This window comes from Vibrio sp. 10N.222.49.C12 (genome assembly GCF_041475025.1).
Taxonomy (GTDB): Bacteria; Pseudomonadota; Gammaproteobacteria; order Enterobacterales; family Vibrionaceae; genus Vibrio; species Vibrio crassostreae_C.
Genome location: NZ_JBFRVF010000076.1, coordinates 1 through 20,164, shown reverse-complemented (window position 1 = coordinate 20,164; position 20,164 = coordinate 1). Strand labels below are relative to the sequence as shown.

At 45.1% G+C, this 20,164-nt stretch carries 14 protein-coding genes; 7 read left to right on the top strand and 7 right to left on the bottom strand.

The features are described 5' to 3' along the window. Window positions 1–390: 390 nt before the first annotated feature. Complete coding sequence (gene polA / locus AB4583_RS19155; protein ID WP_372118829.1) at window positions 391–3,189, top strand: DNA polymerase I; 2,799 nt, start codon at window positions 391–393, stop codon at window positions 3,187–3,189. Window positions 3,190–3,696: 507 nt separating this feature from the next. Here the strand turns inward: polA and AB4583_RS19150 are convergent. Both AB4583_RS19150 and yihA read right to left on the bottom strand, forming a co-directional pair. Then, window positions 3,697–4,296 (bottom strand): GTP-binding protein, encoded by a 600-nt coding sequence (locus tag AB4583_RS19150; protein ID WP_017060161.1) that lies wholly within the window; start codon window positions 4,294–4,296, stop codon window positions 3,697–3,699. A 218-nt stretch (window positions 4,297–4,514) separates the two neighbouring features. After that, the gene (gene yihA, locus AB4583_RS19145) at window positions 4,515–5,174 is read right to left on the bottom strand and encodes a ribosome biogenesis GTP-binding protein YihA/YsxC (protein WP_017060162.1); all 660 of its coding nucleotides are present in this window, start codon (window positions 5,172–5,174) and stop codon (window positions 4,515–4,517) included. A gap of 148 nt (window positions 5,175–5,322) precedes the next feature. Between yihA and AB4583_RS19140 the strand changes: the two genes are divergently transcribed. The 5 genes from AB4583_RS19140 (at window position 5,323) to hemN (ending at window position 9,926) form a co-directional block, all read left to right on the top strand. Next, entirely contained in the window at window positions 5,323–5,940 is a 618-nt protein-coding gene (locus tag AB4583_RS19140; RefSeq protein WP_012602993.1) for a cytochrome c, read from the top strand. Between the two features lie 557 nt (window positions 5,941–6,497). Continuing rightward, window positions 6,498–7,136: a class I SAM-dependent methyltransferase gene (locus AB4583_RS19135; RefSeq protein WP_010433503.1), complete on the top strand. Its 639-nt coding sequence runs from the start codon at window positions 6,498–6,500 to the stop codon at window positions 7,134–7,136. After that, a complete protein-coding gene (gene yihI / locus AB4583_RS19130) occupies window positions 7,136–7,693 on the top strand; it encodes a Der GTPase-activating protein YihI (protein ID WP_017060163.1) in 558 nt (185 codons plus the stop codon). Before AB4583_RS19135 ends, yihI begins: the two co-directional genes overlap by 1 nt. A 6-nt stretch (window positions 7,694–7,699) precedes the next feature. Continuing rightward, window positions 7,700–8,188, top strand: coding sequence for a DUF2489 domain-containing protein (locus AB4583_RS19125; RefSeq protein ID WP_017060164.1), 489 nt, complete (start codon window positions 7,700–7,702; stop codon window positions 8,186–8,188). A 346-nt stretch (window positions 8,189–8,534) separates the two neighbouring features. Then, window positions 8,535–9,926, top strand: coding sequence for an oxygen-independent coproporphyrinogen III oxidase (gene hemN, locus AB4583_RS19120; RefSeq protein ID WP_372118826.1), 1,392 nt, complete (start codon window positions 8,535–8,537; stop codon window positions 9,924–9,926). Window positions 9,927–10,009: 83 nt separating this feature from the next. On the opposite strand, the gene AB4583_RS19115 is transcribed toward hemN, so the two are convergent. The 5 genes from AB4583_RS19115 to glnA form a co-directional block, all read right to left on the bottom strand. Then, window positions 10,010–12,592 (bottom strand): GGDEF and EAL domain-containing protein, encoded by a 2,583-nt coding sequence (locus tag AB4583_RS19115; protein WP_017063058.1) that lies wholly within the window; start codon window positions 12,590–12,592, stop codon window positions 10,010–10,012. 108 nt (window positions 12,593–12,700) lie between these two features. After that, entirely contained in the window at window positions 12,701–14,104 is a 1,404-nt protein-coding gene (gene glnG, locus AB4583_RS19110; RefSeq protein ID WP_372118823.1) for a nitrogen regulation protein NR(I), read from the bottom strand. A gap of 121 nt (window positions 14,105–14,225) precedes the next feature. Beyond that, window positions 14,226–15,302, bottom strand: a complete 1,077-nt coding sequence (gene glnL / locus AB4583_RS19105) for a nitrogen regulation protein NR(II) (RefSeq protein WP_019826501.1) — start codon at window positions 15,300–15,302, stop codon at window positions 14,226–14,228. A 168-nt stretch (window positions 15,303–15,470) separates the two neighbouring features. Then, a complete protein-coding gene (locus tag AB4583_RS19100) occupies window positions 15,471–16,040 on the bottom strand; it encodes a DUF4124 domain-containing protein (protein WP_017059222.1) in 570 nt (189 codons plus the stop codon). 214 nt (window positions 16,041–16,254) lie between these two features. Beyond that, on the bottom strand, window positions 16,255–17,664 hold the full coding sequence (gene glnA, locus AB4583_RS19095) for a glutamate--ammonia ligase (protein ID WP_017059221.1): 1,410 nt from the start codon (window positions 17,662–17,664) through the stop codon (window positions 16,255–16,257). Between the two features lie 561 nt (window positions 17,665–18,225). Here glnA and typA point away from each other — a divergent pair. Beyond that, window positions 18,226–20,061, top strand: coding sequence for a translational GTPase TypA (gene typA, locus AB4583_RS19090; protein ID WP_372118820.1), 1,836 nt, complete (start codon window positions 18,226–18,228; stop codon window positions 20,059–20,061). Window positions 20,062–20,164 lie beyond the last annotated feature (103 nt).

Genomic DNA, 20,164 nt, shown 5'->3' with positions numbered 1-20,164 from the left:
CGGGTGTCGCTTTTTTTTATACCTACCATTTCAACAAGATGCATATTCAGTGGCACGTATTTTTATGAATAAAACGCCATCAGCATTCTTTTCCACAACGCAAGATCGAGAAAAGATCGTTGATCATCTGTTCGATCTGTAAAATTATTCTTTATTTTCAGTTGTTTATTGTTGTTTTTTGAGTTGTCCACCGTAGTTCTCAACAGGGTGGATAAATAATATAAACAGAGTTATCCACAGAACGTTTGCGTCTAAGAACAAAAAATAACAACAAATCGATTATAACGAACACAACCGAGTGAACGGATACAGATCGACAACGTGGAATCCAACCAACAGACGTGGCATTCTTAACAGATAATTTCTGTAATTACTGGATACACAAACATTATGGCTCGTATTCCTGATAATCCATTGATTCTGATCGATGGCTCTTCTTACCTATATCGCGCGTTTCATGCTTACCCTGGCACCATGAGCAATGGTGATATCCCGACTAACGCGGTTTACGGTGTAGTTAACATGCTGCGCAGCATGATGCGTCAATTTGCTTCTGATCGTATTGCGGTTATTTTTGATGCAAAAGGAAAGACGTTCCGTGATGACATGTACCCAGAGTACAAGGCTAATCGTCCACCTATGCCGGATGATCTACGTTGTCAGATCGAACCTTTGCACAACGTGATTCGCGCAATGGGTCTACCACTTATCTCGATCCCAGGCGTTGAAGCGGATGATGTGATTGGTACGCTAGCTTCTCAAGCATCTAAAGCGGGCATGCCGGTTTTGATCAGTACTGGCGATAAAGATATGGCGCAGCTGGTTGATGACAACGTTACTTTGATCAACACCATGACCAACGTGGTTATGGATCGCGAAGGCGTGATAGAGAAGTTTGGCATCCCACCTGAGCTGATTATCGACTACCTTGCACTGATGGGCGATAAAGTGGATAACATTCCTGGCGTTCCAGGTGTTGGTGACAAAACAGCAACTGCTCTACTACAAGGCATTGGTAGCATCGAAAAGCTGTATCAAAACCTGGATGATATTGCCGCTCTTGGCTTCCGTGGTTCAAAAACCATGGCTAAGAAGCTGATTGATAATAAAGACAACGCTGAGATGTCTTACGAGCTTGCAACGATCAAACTGGACGTCGAGTTAGAAGAGACACCTGAGTCGCTTGTAAAAGCACAACCAAATACGGATGAGCTGATTAAGCTATACGGTCAACTGGTCTTCAAATCTTGGTTGAACGAGCTACTTGAAGGCGGCAGCGGTGTGGTTGAGGCGGATGAGAAGTCGGGTGCAGTGCGCAGCAGCGAGGCATCAACTACATCTACTGTAGAAATGAACACCTCTGCAGTGACGATTGATCGCAGCAACTACGAAACCATCCTAGATGAAGCCTCTTTTAATGCGTGGCTAGAGAAACTGAAAGCGTCAGAGGTGTTTGCCTTTGATACTGAAACGGATAGCTTGGACTACATGGTGGCTAACCTTGTTGGTCTATCATTCGCAACTGAAGAAGGCGTTGCCGCTTACGTACCGGTTGCTCATGACTACTTAGATGCACCTCAACAACTGGATCGTGATTGGGTACTTGAACAGCTTAAGCCGATTCTTGAAGATGACGCACAGGCTAAAGTCGGTCAAAACCTGAAGTACGATATGAGCGTTTTAGCGCGCTACGGTATCGAGATGAAAGGCATCAAGCACGACACCATGCTAGCGTCTTATGTTTTTAATAGCGTTGGCGGCAAGCATGATATGGATAGCCTAGCGCTGCGTTTCCTTCAGCACAGCTGCATCTCATTTGAGCAAATCGCAGGTAAAGGTAAGAAGCAGCTTACTTTCAACCAGATTGAGCTGGGTGAGGCGTCTCCATACGCGGCAGAAGATGCTGACGTGACTTTACGTCTTCATAACCGTTTGATGGAAAACATTGAGCAAGATGAAAAGCTAAAAGCCATCTATGAAGAAATCGAAGTACCCCTGATCCCTGTAATGTCTCGCATTGAGCGTACTGGTGTATTCATCGATGACATGCTGCTGGGCGCTCAATCGCAAGAGATTGCGGTTCGTCTGGATGAGTTAGAACAGAAAGCCTATGAGATTGCAGAGCAAGAGTTCAACATGAACTCGCCAAAACAGCTGCAAGCGATCTTGTTTGAGAAAATGGGTTTGCCAGTTATTAAGAAAACGCCATCAGGTGCACCTTCAACCAACGAAGAAGTGCTGCAAGAACTGGCTCTTGATTACCCGCTACCTAAGCTGATCATTGAGTATCGTGGTCTTGCGAAACTCAAGTCTACCTACACAGATAAACTGCCGAAGATGATCAACGCTGAAACGGGTCGTGTTCATACGTCTTATCACCAAGCGGTGACAGCAACCGGTCGTTTGTCTTCAACAGATCCAAACCTACAGAACATCCCAATTCGTAATGAAGAAGGTCGTCGTATCCGCCAAGCATTCGTTGCACAACATGGCTGGAAGATTCTAGCGGTCGATTACTCTCAAATTGAATTGCGTATCATGGCGCACCTGTCGGGTGATAAAGCGCTTCTGGAAGCATTCCAACAAGGCAAAGATATTCACGCGGCAACGGCTGCTGAGATCATTGGTGTTGATATTGAGCAGGTAACGACTGAGCAGCGTCGTCGTGCTAAAGCCGTTAACTTCGGTCTTATCTACGGTATGAGTGCTTTTGGTTTGGCTAAGCAACTGGGTATTCCTCGTGGGGAAGCACAGCACTACATGGACACTTACTTTGAACGTTACCCTGGCGTAATGCAGTACATGGAAGACACGCGTAGTGCGGCTTCAGAGCAAGGCTTCGTTGAAACCATTTACGGCCGTCGTTTGCACCTTCCTGAAATTCAATCTCGTAATGGTATGCGTCGTAAAGCGGCTGAACGCGCAGCGATCAACGCGCCAATGCAAGGCACAGCAGCGGACATCATTAAGAAAGCGATGTTGTTGGTGGATGAGTGGATTCAAGCGGAAGGCGATGGTCGTGTAAAACTGCTTATGCAGGTACACGATGAATTGGTGTTTGAAGTGGAAGAGTCATCTTTAGCCGAAATTGAAAGTAAAGTACAAGAATTGATGGAATCCGCTGCAGAGCTAGAAGTGCCGCTTGTCGCGGAAGCTGGCCACGGTGACAACTGGGATCAAGCCCACTAATCAGTTTTTGACCTTAATAAGCAAATTAGTATGAGCCAGTGCACAAACACTGGCTTTTTTTTGTCTCAAATAAAGTTAAGTCGTAATAAGAATTTAGGTGTTTTAATAAAACATTCATGAAAAAAAACTACAAAAGTTGTTTTCATTTCTGAGCAATTGTTGTACATTAAATCTCGTAGGGTACAGAGGTAAGATGTTCTATCTTTCAGACCTTTTGTTTCACGTTATTGGATTAGGCTGATTCAGCCGCCCCAGTCAGTATTTGACTGGGGCGTTTTTTCTTGTGCGAAAGAAAAATATTTCCAACCTATCATTCCCCCGTAAAACCTCTCATTTTTAGTGCCTTTTATTACACTTTCTCAAGCACAGTGATAAACCCCTGATTTGCCTTAGATCTGAAATTCGATCAGCTTTTGGTAATTTAAATCCGTCCCTAAGTCGATTGTTTTATCACTTGAAATAACTTTTATTTTACAAGTTGTCGATAAAGGATTGATGGATCACGCCTTATTTATCAGTGTATTGAGTCGGTGAATGCTCAATGTAATCCATGATTTTCTGTTGTTTCTCGGTGCTGTATTTCAGTGCTTCGGCGGTGATCTGGATGGATTGTGCCATCGAAGAGATATTGTTGGTCGCTTTTACCAAGGTTTGCTGCATGGGTTTCAGGATAAGCAGATAGATAGCGGTCAAAGCGATAATAATGACGGCGATAACGGCCGCCAGCGCAATGATGATCTTGGTCTGAATGTCATCCAACAGCATTTGACTGGTTTGTTTAAAGGCGAGTCGAGATTGGTCTAAGGCTTGTGGCAGTTGATTGAGTGATGTCTTGGTGGAGCTCGCAAGCTTATTGATACTTTCAACGGTTTGATTGAGGGCTTGTTGCTGGTCGTCGCTTAGGTTGGGGTTGTTGACTATCGCCTGCAAAGATTGCGATATCACCTCAAGAGACTCACTCGCATCTTGGGCGTACTTTTCCATGCCATCGAGATCTAAGGTCATATCGACATTGATCAGTGGGGCTTGTTCTTGTTCTGCTTCAGAGGCAAACCCTGTCAGTGAGACCAACATAAGTGCAATGATGGCCAATGGTGTTTTCCACATGAGTATTCCTTTCTCATTGTTCTGATTATTTAGATGTGTCTTTTAGTATGGTTCACTTCTATTGGTTTTAGTGGCTAAATCCGATTTTTAACACTAAAAACTTAGGCTTAACTCACTCATTTTTGGGCAAAAAAATACCCCACCTATATAAGGAGGGGCATTGATAAGGCTAAATCACGTGTTGTAAGTGCTCTAACCTATAGCGATAAGTAGAGGAACTACTCTGAGTCGTTGTGCTCTTCGTCTGCTAACTCATCAATGATTTGATCAGCAAGCGCAGGCGCAAACCACTCATCCATCTTGGCACGCAGTTGGTCAACGCCGATGCCCTTCATTGAAGAGAAGACATCAACCGCAACATCACCACCGAAAGATTTTGCATCGTTACGGATTTTCAGTAGCTGTGCTTTACGCGCACCACTTTTCAGTTTGTCTGCTTTTGTTAACAAAACCTGTACTGGGATGCGGCTATCGATAGCCCAGTAGATCATTTGTTGGTCAAGGTCTTTCATTGGGTGACGGATATCCATCAATACCACTAAACCTTTCAGGCTTTCACGTCGTTGTAGGTATTCACCTAGCGACTTCTGCCATTTTTTCTTCATCTCAAGTGGTACTTGAGCAAAGCCATATCCAGGTAAATCGACGATATGACAACCGTCCGTTACCTTAAATAGGTTGATTAGCTGAGTTCGACCGGGTGTTTTACTGGTTTTCGCCAAGCTTTTTTGGTTGGTAACGCGATTTAGCGCGCTAGATTTACCTGCATTGGAGCGTCCTGCAAACGCAATTTCGATCCCTTCGTCTTCTGGTAAATGACGAATATCAGGTGCACTGGTAATGAAATGCGTGTTTTGATAATGAATTTTTACGCTCACTGTTAACTCCATCTCGACTTTGTGTAGTCGATTGATTACTTTTTTGTGAATTTGTGTAAAATAACCGTGCTCGGCATAAGGTCGCCTATTGTACCATGAGTGGCAACATAGAGTGGTACTGGAAGCTTGATAATTATAATGGAATGTCATGAAGAAATTAGCGCTAATTTTGAGTCTTTTAGCCAGCTGCTCAGTATGGGCTCAAGGTAGTATTGAAGCTGGTAAAGCCAAATCACAAACATGTGTTGCCTGCCACGGTGCTGACGGCAACAGCCTGATCACTCAGTACCCTAAGCTGGCTGGTCAACATGAGAAGTATCTAGAGAAGCAGTTAAAAGAGCTTAAGCTAGGTATGACAAGTGGTGGTAAGCAAGGTCGTTACGAACCTGTAATGGGTGCAATGGCGATGCCTTTATCTGAAGAAGATATGGCTGACCTAGCGGCATACTACGCCTCTCTACCTATCTCTAGTAACTCTACTCCTGAAAATGTAGTAGATGAAGGTAAGGTTCTTTACACAGCGGGTAACGCAGAACGCGGCGTAACGGCGTGTATTGCTTGTCATGGCCCTCGTGGTAATGGTACCGAACTTTCTGGTTTCCCTAAGATTTCAGGTCAGCACGCAGATTACATCAAGGCTCAACTTGAAAAATTCCGCGATGGTGACCGTAATAACGACATGAATGCGATGATGCGTGATGTAGCTAAAAAGTTAACAGACGCTGATATTGATACCTTATCGAAGTACGTTGGTGGTTTACACTAATTTGTCGGTTTCTTGCTCTTAGCCAGAGTAAAGGAATGTACGTTCGAGCGAGATTGAAGAGACGCCCCGATCAGTAATGGTCGGGGCGTTTTCTTTTGTATTGGTTTTATTAATGCGTTTTGTGTTTATGTCTGATTTATCAATGTGTGATCGATTTGTGTACAAAAGTGTGAACTCGCACTCTTGTAGTCTTTTTGTAACACGGTAAAGTAACCGCCATCAGCTAGGAGCTGACTTAGATATGGATGATCATCTAGTCTAACGGTATAGACAGAAATGGATCAGGCTAGGACAGCCCAGCAACAAGGTGTTAGAAAAGGATAGCCAAAACTCATCAGGACGATGAACAATAAACAAATTTGGCATGGAAAGCACCAATAACAAATGGAGATTTGTGTACCAAGTTGAGTATGCAAATTTTGGCCGATATAGGCAGATTTAGAGAGCGATAGGTTTTCCTATCGCTTTTTTTATTGATTTGATGAAAAAACACCCAATACCTCTCCACTATAAACTCAGTTTCTGGTATGTTTCGCATCCCTGTTTAAGGATGTGCTATGTATACTTGTCCCTTATGCCATCACCAAGGCGTGAATCACTATTTTGAAGACAAACGCAGAGCCTATCTGCAGTGTCAGCAATGTGAACTGGTATTTGTTAAACCTGAACAAAGGTTAGAAGCAAAAGAAGAAAAAGCACACTATGATCTCCATGAGAACGATCCTAGTGATGCAGGCTATCGCCGCTTTTTATCTCGCATCGCGGATCCACTAACAGACAAAATTTCATCTAACTCACACGGGTTGGATTTTGGTTGTGGCCCAGGCCCTACGCTATCTATTATGTTAGAAGAAGCCGGACACACCATGGAGTTGTACGATATCTATTACCACCCAGAACCCTCTGTGTTGGAAAAAACGTATGACTTTATGACTGCCACGGAGGTGATAGAGCATCTTTATCACCCAGACAAAGTGTGGCAGCAATGGTTGAATTTAGTTAAACCCAAGGGCTGGATTGGTCTTATGACTAAACTAGTAATAGACGTAGACGCGTTTGCTGGTTGGCACTACAAGAATGACCCGACACATGTCGTCTTCTTTAGTCGTCAAACATTCCAGTTTTTGGCAGAGCGGGATAAGCTCGAACTAGAATTTTTTGGAAATGATGTAATTTTACTGAGGAAAGTGCAGTAATGGGTCGTAGTAAGAAATCAAGAAAGCCGGGAGCACTTGGCGCTCCGGAGCCTATGGTTACTCGTAACCGTAGTGAATCTGATGTTGAAGGTCGTGAACGTAAGCGTGTTAAAAAGCGTAAAGGCCTTAAGTCTGGCAGCCGTCACTCAGATGGTAGCGAAGCAAAACAGCGTAAAGCTGCACAAGCTCGTGATCCACGTTTAGGCAGCAAGAAAAAAATTCCGCTGATCGTTGAACCAGCGAAGAAGCCGACTAAACAAGAGCGCAAGCTATCTAACGAACAAGAGTTAGAGATGCTTGAGAATGACGCTCAACTGAACACACTCCTAGATCGTATCGAAAATGGTGAAAACCTAGGTGCTGGTCTACAGAAGTTTGTTGATGAGAAACTTGATCGTATCGAACACCTAATGGGACGCTTAGGTCTACTAGAGCCAGAAGACGATGAAGAAGAGATCTTCGAAGAAGCACCGGTTGCCTCTAAGAAGAAAGCGAGCTCTGACGAAGACTTGCTATCTCAATTCGAAGATTTCGATTTAGACAGCTTTAAAGGTTAATAGCCAGTGAACGTAACCTTATTAGCAATTGCTGGTGGAATTATCATTCTCGGCTTGGGCTCTTACGCAGGTTACCTTCTACTTCAAGTGAAGAAGCAGACGGAGTTGCAAAAGCAGCATCAAGCACTAGCCATTGAAAAACGCAACGCGACGATTTACGAAAACGTAAATACTTTGTGCTTAGCGGGCATTCAAGGGCAATGTGACTTACCTGAGATCAGTATCCGAGTGTGTATCATTATGGATAATGTTCAGGGTGATGAGCGTGTCGATTTTGATTCTGAGTATCCTGCTCTTTCTGAGCTGTACCATATCGTAAAAGATATGGCTCGCGGAGAGGCAAGGCAGGAACTGACGAAGAAAGAGCGCATGCAGCAGAATCTCACACGCCATAAGGCGGAGACTCGCTTGAATGATGCGGTCATTGAAGATTTGAAAAGGTTGCAGGAGAAGGTTAAGCCTCTCAATAACCAAATCAACATTCAGATGATCTAGTCACTAAGACTTTTAAATATAGAGGCTTGTTTAACATTCCGTTTTTAGACGCGCTGCTTTTAATACCTATGCATTTAAGACTTTTCATCTTAAATGCATCTTGTTTTTAAGTCGCCTTATCTTTTAATAGACAATGTTAAATGAGCCTTCTTACCTTTTGCGTCTCGTTAATCCCGACGCTTTGTTAGTGATCAAGCTAGCAGTTCTGAGTTTTTGTCTAAAAAATTGATTTTGTCTTGGAACGACCTTACAGGTCGTGTGGCAAAATAACCCGTCTATATTTTAATGTATGTAAAATGATTTGAGAGACCTTAGGTTCTCGCGGATCTAAATTGGAAATACCGCTATGTCGAGCAAGCCAGTAACAACGAATCAGCAAATCGTTTGGGATCAAGAGATCTTAAACAAGTACAACTATTCGGGACCTCGTTACACCTCATACCCAACTGCGTTGGAGTTTCATGAAGCGTTTACCGTCGCTGATTACGACATGGCGTGTACTCAATATCCTGAGCGTCCACTCTCTCTTTACGTGCATATCCCGTTCTGCCACAAGCTTTGTTACTACTGTGGTTGTAATAAAGTCATTACTCGTCACTCGCATAAAGCGGATGAGTACCTTGATGTGATTGAACATGAAATCCGCCAACGCGCCTCTTTATTGAATGGCCGTGAAGTGACGCAATTGCACTTCGGTGGTGGTACGCCAACGTTCTTGACCAAAACACAAATCACTCGTTTGATGAGTATTTTGCGTGAAGAGTTTAACTTCACCGCTGACGCTGAAATCAGTATTGAAGTTGACCCGCGTGAGATTGAGCTAGACGTACTTGACCACCTGCGTAACGAAGGCTTCAACCGCCTGAGCATTGGCGTGCAAGACTTCAATAAAGAAGTGCAGAAACTGGTTAACCGTGAGCAAGATGAAGAGTTCATCATTGCGATGGTTAAACGAGCGAAAGAGCTAGGCTTCCGTTCAACTAATCTGGATTTGATCTACGGCCTACCAAAGCAGACTCAAGCTTTGTTCGCTGAAACATTGAAGCAAGTGTTAGAAATGAAGCCGGGCCGTTTATCGGTATTTAACTACGCACACATGCCGCAATTGTTTGCTGCGCAGCGTAAGATTAAAGATGAAGACCTGCCTGAACCGAAAGAGAAAATGGCTATCTTGCAAGATACCATCGAGACGCTAACGGGAGCGGGTTACCAGTTCATTGGTATGGATCACTTCGCACTACCTGAAGATGAGCTAGCCGTAGCACAGCGTGAAGGTATTCTGCATCGTAACTTCCAAGGCTACACCACCCAAGGTGAAGCTGACTTAATTGGTTTCGGTGTTTCTGCGATTTCTATGGTTGGTGATGCTTACGCACAAAATCAGAAAGAGCTGAAGAAGTACTACGCTCAGGTGAATGACCTGCGTCATGCACTTTGGAAAGGTGTTGCTCTAGACAGTGACGACCTTCTACGTCGTGAAGTGATCAAGCAGCTGATTTGTAACTTCAAGCTTGATAAAACAATGATCGAATCTGAGTTCTCGGTTAACTTTAATCGCTACTTCAAAGAAGATTTAGAGCTTCTACAAACTTTTATCAACGATGAGTTGGTTGAAGTCGATGACAAAGAAATCCGCGTGACTTTGCGTGGCCGCTTGCTGATCCGTAACATCTGTATGTGTTTTGATAAATACCTACGTGCCAAGGCTCGCCAACAGCAATTCTCTCGCGTTATCTAATCGCTCGATAGAGAATAGAACAATAAAAAATGCCAGCATCATGCTGGCATTTTTGTATCTGACTCATTCGATTTCTGCCTGGTTTAGGTGAGACTCTCAGTGGTATTTTGTTTGACCTTGGCACTTTGCTTGGAGTTGATGAGGTCGGTAGGCCATTGGTCAAACGGAACTGGGCGACTGTATAAGAAGCCTTGAGCAAGCGGGCACTGCAGCTGCTTGAGAAGTTCAGCCTGTTGCTGTGTTTCAACGCCCTCTGCCACCAAGCTTACTTTGAAGCCCTTAGTGATGTTAACGATGGCCGCGACGATGGAGCTATCTAGGTTCTCTTTATCAAGTTTGCTGACAAAGCTGCGGTCGATCTTAAGGCAGTCGAATGGCAGTTTGTGTAAGTAAGCCAGTGACGAATAGCCGGTACCAAAGTCATCAATCGCAATTGATATCCCTAGTGCTTTTAGAGTCAGCATGTTATCGATGATGGTCGGGTCGTTGTCGACGATGCGTGATTCGGTGATCTCTAGTGTCAGGTTGCTTGCTGGCAGATTTGTGTCTCGCAACGTGCCTTTTACTTGTTCCACAAAGCCACTTTCACTCAGTTGATCGACCGACAGGTTAACGTGAATCGAGAAGTCCTTGCTCCATTTTCCTGACTCAATCGCGATGGCTGTATCTCGACACGACTTATGCAGAATTTGTTTTCCGATATCGTCAATGAGCCCGCTCTCTTCCGCGAGAGGAATGAACTCGAGTGGCGAGATCACCCCTTCATCCGTTATCCAGCGAGCTAAAGCTTCTGCTCCTATGGTCGAGCCAGATTCCAGATCAATAATAGGCTGATAAAACGGTTCGAACTGTTGAAGCTCAATCGCTCGGTTCATCCGCGCTAACATCTTGGTGCGATGTCTCGATGCTTTGCCCATTTCAAGGCTATAAATACAGACACTGGTTTTGTCTTGTTTCGCATTGCTCAATGCAATGCTGCTGCTGCGTAGCAGGAGTGTAATGTCGTGAAGATTCGAGACATTCACTATCCCCATCGATACCTTAATCACCACGCTTTCCGATTCCATTGAAAATGGGGAAGCGAAGGTTTGAAGTAAGCGGTTAGTCAGCAGCTGAACATCATCGCTTTGCGTTACGTTTGGCGCGTAGATGGCAAACTCATCACCACCAGTGCGAGCTAGTAGGTATTCGGATGGCAGTGTGCCTCTTAAACGAGCAGCCGCAATGATAAGTAGCTGGTCGCCATTGTAATGACCTAGGCTGTCATTGATGTCTCGGAAGCGATCAATACCAATCAAATACAGTGTGCCTTTTTCGTTGTCGGGGTGTTTCTTGGCAGCGTCAATAAAGCCTTCACGGCTGTATAGCTTGGTTAATGAGTCATAGGTAAGTTGAGACTGTAATGCATGAAACGAAGCCTTTAAGTTGTTGGTCATTTCATTGAATGACTCGACCAACATGCTGGTTTCATATATATGCCCTGTTTTTGGCATGCTCGCGTCCCAATCGCCCTTAGCAAGGCGTTTTGCCGCATCCGCTGTCGAGGTGATGGGTTGGGTTGCGCGATTAAAGGCAATTAATCCTGCAATGACCCCAATGCAGCTCAGTGCTAGCCCAAGCAACCAACTGTTTCTTTGATTTTCTGGCAATTCACCGAGCAGATTGCTTTCAGGGATCGACACCCCAATAAACCACGTGAGCCCGTGCTCATCTTCGTATGGGGTGATTTGGTTGAAGTAGCGTTCGTTGTCTAGGCTAAAACTAAAGCGCTGCTCGCCCAAATTCTCGATTAGGTGGAATTGCTCTACGTAGCTAGCACTCTCACGTATGACTGGATTAGCACTCTCTGTTGCTAGTTTGCGTTGCCCTTTGTTGGTTTGTCCTGTGCCCCATGAAACGACACTGCCTCCGCCTGAGTGCGCGACCAAGCGTTGCTGCTTATCGATGATGTAAACAGAGGCATCCGTTCTATCTTTGAGCTTTCTGAGAAACGCATTGAAGGTATTGATTTTGATGTCGCTGACTACGACGGCTTTGAATTCATTATCATCATAGATAGGCGCTAGAGCAGATAAGGTGATTTCTTGACGTTCGTCAGCATTGGCATAAATTGGTGACCATAACGGTTTTTTCTGTGTCGCAATGGGTGTGTACCAAGGACGGATTCTAGGATCGTAACCTGAAATCACCGATCGAATGTCTTCACTAATTTTGCTGCCACGGTAAATGACCAGCTGATCATTGGTGCGTTCGTCTTGCACCATCAAGGTGTAGCCTTTGTTGGCTTCTTTGCGGAAACCGACGTAGTTACCATCTTCAGAACCAAAGCCGATCGCATCGAGTTGAGGTACAGCAGTGTAATGGTCTGAAAACGTATAAAAAATATAGTCTTGGACCTTACTAAGATTGCCTGCTTGATAAAGATGGTGGTAGCCGATGTTATGGCTGAGCGAGAGGTTGGCGTGAAATGGCTTTTCTAAAAAATTAGACAGGCTTTGATGAACATTGTCAGTCAGTGATGTCAGCTGGCGTGCACTAACATCACTCACCATCTCTTTGTAGCTTAGCTTTTGAGTGAAAACCATTACACCCATAGTGAACAGAAAAATCATCACGAATGGCAGAACCACTGCGGTTCTCAAAGTAATTTGTGTTTTCAAAGACATCTTTAGCTACAACTTTGGTGAATAGCGCACTGTAATTGTACCGACACTATTCAAACCAAGCGACACTTTTTTGGTTAAAAAGTAGCTGCATCGAGAATCATATAAGGTCTAGTACAGTTCTTTGAGTTTACGAGTTAGGGTGTTTCTTCCCCATCCCAAAACCTTAGCTGCATCCTGTTTATGACCATTAGTGTGGTGGAGTGCAGCTTCTAGCAGTATACGTTCAAATTCTGGCAGAGCATAAGTTAGCAGCTCTTTTTCTCCTGAATCAAGCGCACACTTTGCCCAATTAGCGAGCAGTTGTTGCCAGTTATCTCCAGTTCCTGAGGTGGTCACGACTTTTTCTTCCAACAATTCCGGTGGTAGATCGGAAGGCAGTATCTCGCTGCCGCTAGCCATCACCGTTAACCAACGACAAATATTCTCAAGCTGACGTACGTTACCAGGCCAATTGAGCTGGTTGAGCTTCAAAATGGTCTCAGGATGCAGTGTCTTCACTTCAACACCGAGCTCTTCGGCGGCGGATGCTAGGAAGTGATGAGTCAGCTTTTCAATGTCTTGTTTACGTTCGCGAAGTGCCGGGATATGGATTCGGATAACGTTGAGTCGGTGGAAAAGGTCTTCACGGAAGTCGCCTTCATGCACTAAGCGCTCAAGATCTTGGTGGGTTGCGGCAACGATACGAACGTCTACCTTAACTGCAGAGTGACCGCCGACACGATAGAACTGACCATCAGAAAGTACACGCAACAAGCGAGTTTGGATATCGAGTGGCATGTCACCGATCTCATCCAGAAATAGGGTGCCGCCGTTGGCTTGTTCAAAGCGTCCTTGGCGAACGCTGTTAGCACCGGTAAAGGCACCTTTTTCGTGGCCAAACAGTTCAGACTCGATCAGATCTTTGGGGATTGCTGCCATGTTCAAGGCAATGAAGGGCTTCTTAGCTCTTGGGCTGTGACGATGCAGAGCGTGAGCGACCAATTCTTTACCGGTACCCGATTCACCATTGATCAGCACGGATATGGATGAGCGAGACAAACGGCCAATCGCTCGGAAAACCTCCTGCATTGCCGGTGCTTCACCGATGATTTCTGGTGCGTTGGTTTCTTCAGCAACTTCACTGGCTTGTTCGCGTTTCTGCTCTTGGCTGTGCGCGATCGCTCGTTCGACTAGAGTCAGTGTTTCATCAATATCGAACGGCTTTGGAAGATATTCAAAGGCGCCTTTTTGATAAGCATTCACCGCCGCATCAAGGTCTGAGTGCGCGGTCATAATGATCACGGGCAGGTCGGGAGAGCGTTGATGAACCTGATGCAACAGCTCAATCCCGTCAATGCCGGGCATGCGAATGTCAGACACCAATACGTCCGGTGTCTCGCGCTCAAGCGCAAGCAACACGCTCTCAGCATCAGCAAATGTTTCACACTTAATATCCGCAGATGAAAGTGTTTTCTCTACTACCCAGCGGATAGAGCTGTCGTCATCGACGACCCAAACGTATCCCTTACTCATAATTCAATTCCTTTGCAGCCAAATCTATTGTGATAATCATTGTTGTTTTTATGATGTCTTAATCTTTGTGTTACCGAGCTAAGCCTTTCATCTCGCTGTCCAATAGCGAGGTTCTTATGACCTAAATCGGTAGATAAATCGTGAATGTGGTGTTGCCTGGCCAGCTTTCAACATCAATTTTCCCATTGTGTTGATCGATCAGGTTTTGAGAAATCGATAGCCCCAGCCCTGTTCCACCTTCTCGTCCGCTGACCATTGGGTAAAACAGCGTGTCTTTTAAATCATCGGGGATGCCCGGACCGTTATCGCTGATCTCAATACGAGCTGCGAGTTTGTGTCGCTGCCCGTGAATATTTGCTTGATGCACCGTTCTGGTGCGAATGGTGATTTTGCCAGAATCTTGAGTCTTTAGAATCTGCGCTGCATTGCTCACGATATTGAGCATCGCTTGTTCAACCTGTGCCGAATCCATCAAGATGTCCGGTAGGCTCGGGTCGTAATCCCTTTCGATGGCGAGCGTTGAACCCGATTCGAGCTCTACGAGCTGCCTGACTTTCTCAAGTATCTGGTGAAGGTTCTCTTCTGATTTAGTCCCCGGCTTCTGTGGGCCAAGCAGACGGTCGACTAATGCTCTTAAGCGGTCGGCTTGCTCAATAATGATCTGTGTATATTCATTAAGAGACTGATCAGGAAGCATTTTTCCAAGTAACTGCGCCGCACCTCTTAAGCCACCGAGTGGGTTCTTAATCTCATGTGCTAACCCGCGCACCAACAGCTTAGCTGCTTGTTGTTGTGCGTGTTGGTTGAGCTCTTGGCTGAGGCGTCTTTGCTGGTCTATCTTGCGCATCTCAACCAATAACAGCGTCTCTCGTTGCCAAGAGATTGGGCTAACCGTGACTTCAAGCATCAGTGGGCGGTTATCAACAACGAAGGTAACGTCACTGTCGGTAATGCTCTGGCCACTTTGTAGCGGTTGCGTCAACAGTGCCAAATCAAGTGAAGCGTGTTGGATAAGTTGGCTCAGTGGATGATCAACGATGCGTCGTGCGCTCTGTGAAAAGAGCTGCTCAGCGGCCGGATTGGCGTATCGGACATACAATTGCTCATCGAGCATCAATGTCGAAGTCACCATATTGTCGAGAATGGCGCTGGAAAGATGATGTGTATCTATGCTGTCGCTTTTGGCTGATCGATTCACTATTTCGTCCTTGAACTGGTGTTTTTCTCACTGCACCAAATTGGTGCGTGGCTAAGTTCAAGTATGGCGCATATCAACCAGAAGCTAAAGATAATTCATTAGAGTCGCTGAAAGCTGCTTCGATTAGGTGAAAAGTAGAGGTTATTTGGCCTCTTTTAACACATTGGCCTACTTGAGCGTCGCTCGATGTAAATACACGGTGACTGGACTAGTAGATGCAATAAGCTTGCCGCTTCTATGTGCTTGAATTGCAATGGTGTGAGTACCTCGATCGATACCTTTTAATTCCCAAATAGGCTGGGTCTGTGGGGCGCCATATCGACGGCCATCGAGCATCAATTGTAATTGCTCACCTATACCAAGCTTTCGGTTGAGTTCTATCTGAATCGGGATTAAGCCGCGATTACTACGAATGGTTTGATCATGAACTGGAGTCAACATGGTGAGGGCTAATTGAGTAGGAACCTCGCGCTTTGTGGTTTCGGTTTCTGCCTGAGTTTTGGCTGGCGTTGCCGTTTTAGTTGTAGAGGAAGCAGCAGCGTCAACCGGAGTTGAGGCCTCAAATTTAGGGGCGGGTGCTGAAGCTTGCACATCTGGCAGGCGAAGAGCCTCGGCATCTTGAGCGCTAGGGTTATCACTAAAGTGGAGCACGCCATCTTCATCTATCCAGGTATACACTGTTTGAGCAGAGCACGAGAGCGCGACTGTTAACCCGATTAGGAACAGTATGTTTTTCATATCTTTAGCCTCTTTTCACCGCTAGGTGATTTCACGTTTGGCGTTGGTTTTATTGTATTTAGCGCGACAGCCTCTGAGGGCTTTTGTCTAAGGTATGGTACGAGGAAGCGGGGGGAGGGAGAATATAAAAAAGGCCCGCCTGCGAGGCGAGCCTAATATTTAGTCAGCGATTCTTACAAGGTTGCAGTAAGAAATGGCTTATCTCTACAGGAGATTAAACTGAGTAGTACAGTTCAAACTCAAGTGGGTGTGTAGCCATGTTCACGCGTTGTACGTCGTCAGATTTCAGAGTGATGTAAGAATCGATGAAATCGTCAGAGAATACGCCGCCAGCTGTTAGGAACTCACGGTCTTCGCTAAGCGCTGCTAGAGCTTCTTGTAGAGATTCTGCAACTGTTGGGATTTCAGCTGCTTCTTCTGCAGGAAGGTCGTATAGATCTTTATCCATAGCTTCGCCTGGGTGAATCTTGTTCTTGATGCCGTCAAGGCCAGCCATAAGCATTGCTGAGTAGCATAGGTATGGGTTAGCTGCTGGGTCACCAAAACGTAGCTCGATACGACGTGCTTTAGGGCTTGGTACTACTGGGATACGGATAGAAGCAGAACGGTTACGTGCTGAGTAAGCAAGCATTACAGGTGCTTCGAAACCAGGTACAAGACGCTTGTACGAGTTAGTTGATGGGTTAGCAAACGCGTTGATTGCACGAGCGTGCTTGATTACACCACCGATGTAGTAAAGAGCCATTTCAGATAGGCCGCCGTACTTATCACCAGCAAACAGGTTAACGCCGTCTTTTGCTAGAGATTGGTGAACGTGCATACCAGAACCGTTGTCACCAACTAGTGGCTTAGGCATGAATGTCGCTGTTTTACCAAATGCGTGAGCAACGTTGTGTACAACGTACTTGTAGATTTGAGTTTCATCAGCTTTCGCTGTTAGCGTGTTGAAGCGAGTAGCGATTTCGTTTTGACCCGCAGTTGCTACTTCATGGTGGTGAGCTTCAACAACTAGGCCCATCTCTTCCATTACTAGACACATTGCTGAACGGATGTCTTGAGATGAATCTACTGGAGCTACTGGGAAGTAACCGCCTTTAACGCCAGGACGGTGACCTTTGTTACCGCCTTCGAAGTCAGAACCTGTGTTCCAAGCTGCTTCTACGTCATCGATCTTGAAGAAAGAACCAGACATGTCGTTTGAGAACTTAACGTCGTCAAATAGGAAGAATTCTGGCTCTGGACCAACTAGAACTGTGTCTGCGATACCTGTAGAACGTAGGTACTCTTCAGAACGTTTAGCGATAGAGCGTGGGTCACGGTCGTAGCCTTGCATTGTTGCAGGCTCAAGGATGTCACAACGGATGTTTAGTGTTGCGTCTTCTGTGAATGGGTCCAGTACAGCAGATGCTGCGTCTGGCATCATTACCATGTCAGATTCGTTAATGCCTTTCCAACCAGCTACTGAAGAGCCGTCAAACATTTTGCCTTCTTCGAAGAAGTCTGCATCAACTTGGTGAGAAGGAATAGAGATATGCTGCTCTTTACCTTTTGTATCAGTAAAACGTAAGTCGATAAATTTAACTTCGTTCTCTTGGATCAGGGATAGTACATTTTCTACTGACATCTTGGATAACCTCCAGTGTTATTAATTCGGTATTAGCTCGATTCGGTTGAAACTAGCATTGATTAATGTCTATAAGTGCATTAATCGATGCTGATTTATCTACTGCCAAAAACGTGCCAAAAAAATTATTCCATTAATTTCAATGGTTTACTTGTTTTGTGATTTTGCTTAATCTGGTTTTTGCACCAAAATGATCTCTAGTTGCACTTTATTGGTGCAACTGTTTGTCTGTGCACCAATATGAGACATAAGCGAGCACCATTCAGCAATGAATTGCCTAAGTTGTCAATCCACTTTTGTTATTTTGCGGGAGATTTGGCTCGCCACTCGTAGGTGATACTTTTTAGAGTCCTACGAATTTGGCTGCTCAACACTGTACTGAATCAAAGTTAAGCGGATATGAATCGCTAATAAAGAAAAAAGCCCCGGTTCAGATCACATATTTCTGGGTTTTTGTCTAGAATCTGGTATATTATTGACCGTTTTTTAAATCAAGCTAGCGGTTATTATCCAAACTTTTGAGATAAGTGACGGCTACTTTTATGAGTGAATCGAGAATCCATGTCTACTCCACAGATTGATAAGTTAAGAAATATCGCGATCATCGCGCACGTTGACCACGGTAAAACGACTTTGGTTGATAAACTGCTACAACAGTCAGGCACTCTTGAGTCTCGTGGTGAAGCTGAAGAGCGTGTCATGGATTCGAATGACATCGAAAAAGAGCGTGGCATTACCATTCTTGCTAAGAACACAGCAATCAACTGGAATGATTACCGCATCAACATCGTAGATACTCCGGGACACGCGGACTTCGGTGGTGAAGTTGAGCGTATCATGTCTATGGTTGACTCTGTTCTGCTTATCGTTGACGCAGTTGATGGCCCAATGCCTCAAACTCGTTTCGTAACGCAAAAAGCATTCGCACACGGTCTTAAGCCAATCGTTGTAATCAACAAGATTGACCGTCCAGGCGCTCGTCCTGATTGGGTTATGGATCAAGTATTCGACCTTTTCGACAACCTAGGTGCTACTGATGAGCAACTAGACTTCACAGTTGTTTACGCTTCAGCTCTGAACGGTTGGGCAACAATGACTGAAGGCGAAACTGGCGAGAACATGGAACCATTGTTCCAAGCTGTTGTTGATACAGTAGACGCGCCTGCAGTTGACCTTGAAGGTCCACTACAAATGCAAATTTCGCAACTTGATTACAGCTCTTACGTAGGTGTTATCGGTGTTGCTCGTGTTACTCGTGGTTCTGTTAAACCAAACCAACAAGTAACTATCGTAAATGCAGAAGGCAAAAAACGTAACGGTAAAGTAGGTACAGTTCTTGGTTACCTAGGTCTTGACCGTCACGAAGTTGAGCAAGCTAACGCTGGCGACATCATTGCAATCACTGGTCTTGGTGAGCTGAAGATTTCAGACACTATCTGTGACCAAAACAATGTTGAAGCAATGACTCCGCTTTCTGTTGACGAACCAACAGTAACAATGACGTTCCAAGTAAACACTTCTCCGTTCGCGGGTAAAGAAGGTAAGTTCGTTACTTCACGTAACATCCTTGAGCGTCTAGAAAAAGAACTAGTACACAACGTTGCACTACGTGTTGAAGAAACTGATAACCCGGATCGCTTCCGTGTTTCAGGTCGTGGTGAACTTCACCTGTCTATCCTGATTGAAAACATGCGTCGTGAAGGCTTCGAACTAGCTGTATCTCGTCCAGAAGTTATCATCAAGAAAGACGAAGATGGCAACCTAACTGAACCGTTTGAAACTGTGACTATCGACGTGCTTGAAGAGCACCAAGGTGGCATCATGGAAAACATCGGTCTACGTAAAGGTGAGCTAACTGATATGTCTCCAGATGGCAAAGGCCGTGTTCGCATGGACTTCATGATGCCTTCTCGTGGTCTTATCGGTTTCCAAACTGAGTTCCTAACTCTAACGTCTGGTTCTGGTCTTCTTTACCACTCATTTGATCACTACGGTCCTCACAAAGGCGGCGTAATCGGTCAACGTAACAACGGTGTTCTAATCTCGAACGCGACTGGTAAAGCTCTGACTTACGCACTATTCAACCTACAAGAACGTGGTCGTCTATTTGCTGAGCACGCGGATGAAGTATACGAAGGTCAAATCATCGGTATTCACAACCGTTCAAACGACCTAACAGTAAACTGTCTGAAAGGTAAGCAGCTAACGAACGTTCGTGCATCTGGTACTGATGAAGCACAGGTTCTTTCGCCACCTATCCGTCACACTCTAGAGCAAGCTCTTGAGTTCATCGACGAAGACGAACTAGTAGAAGTAACGCCAGTAAGCATTCGTATCCGTAAGAAGCTTCTTACTGAAAACGAACGTAAGCGTGCAGCACGTCCAGCTAAGGCTTAATTGCCAGCTGACTAGCTTCTAGCTAACAAGCAATACGTTTTAGAATAAGTAAGAAAGCCCCGAGTAGCCTAGCTGCTCGGGGCTTTTGTTGTGCGCCGAGCAT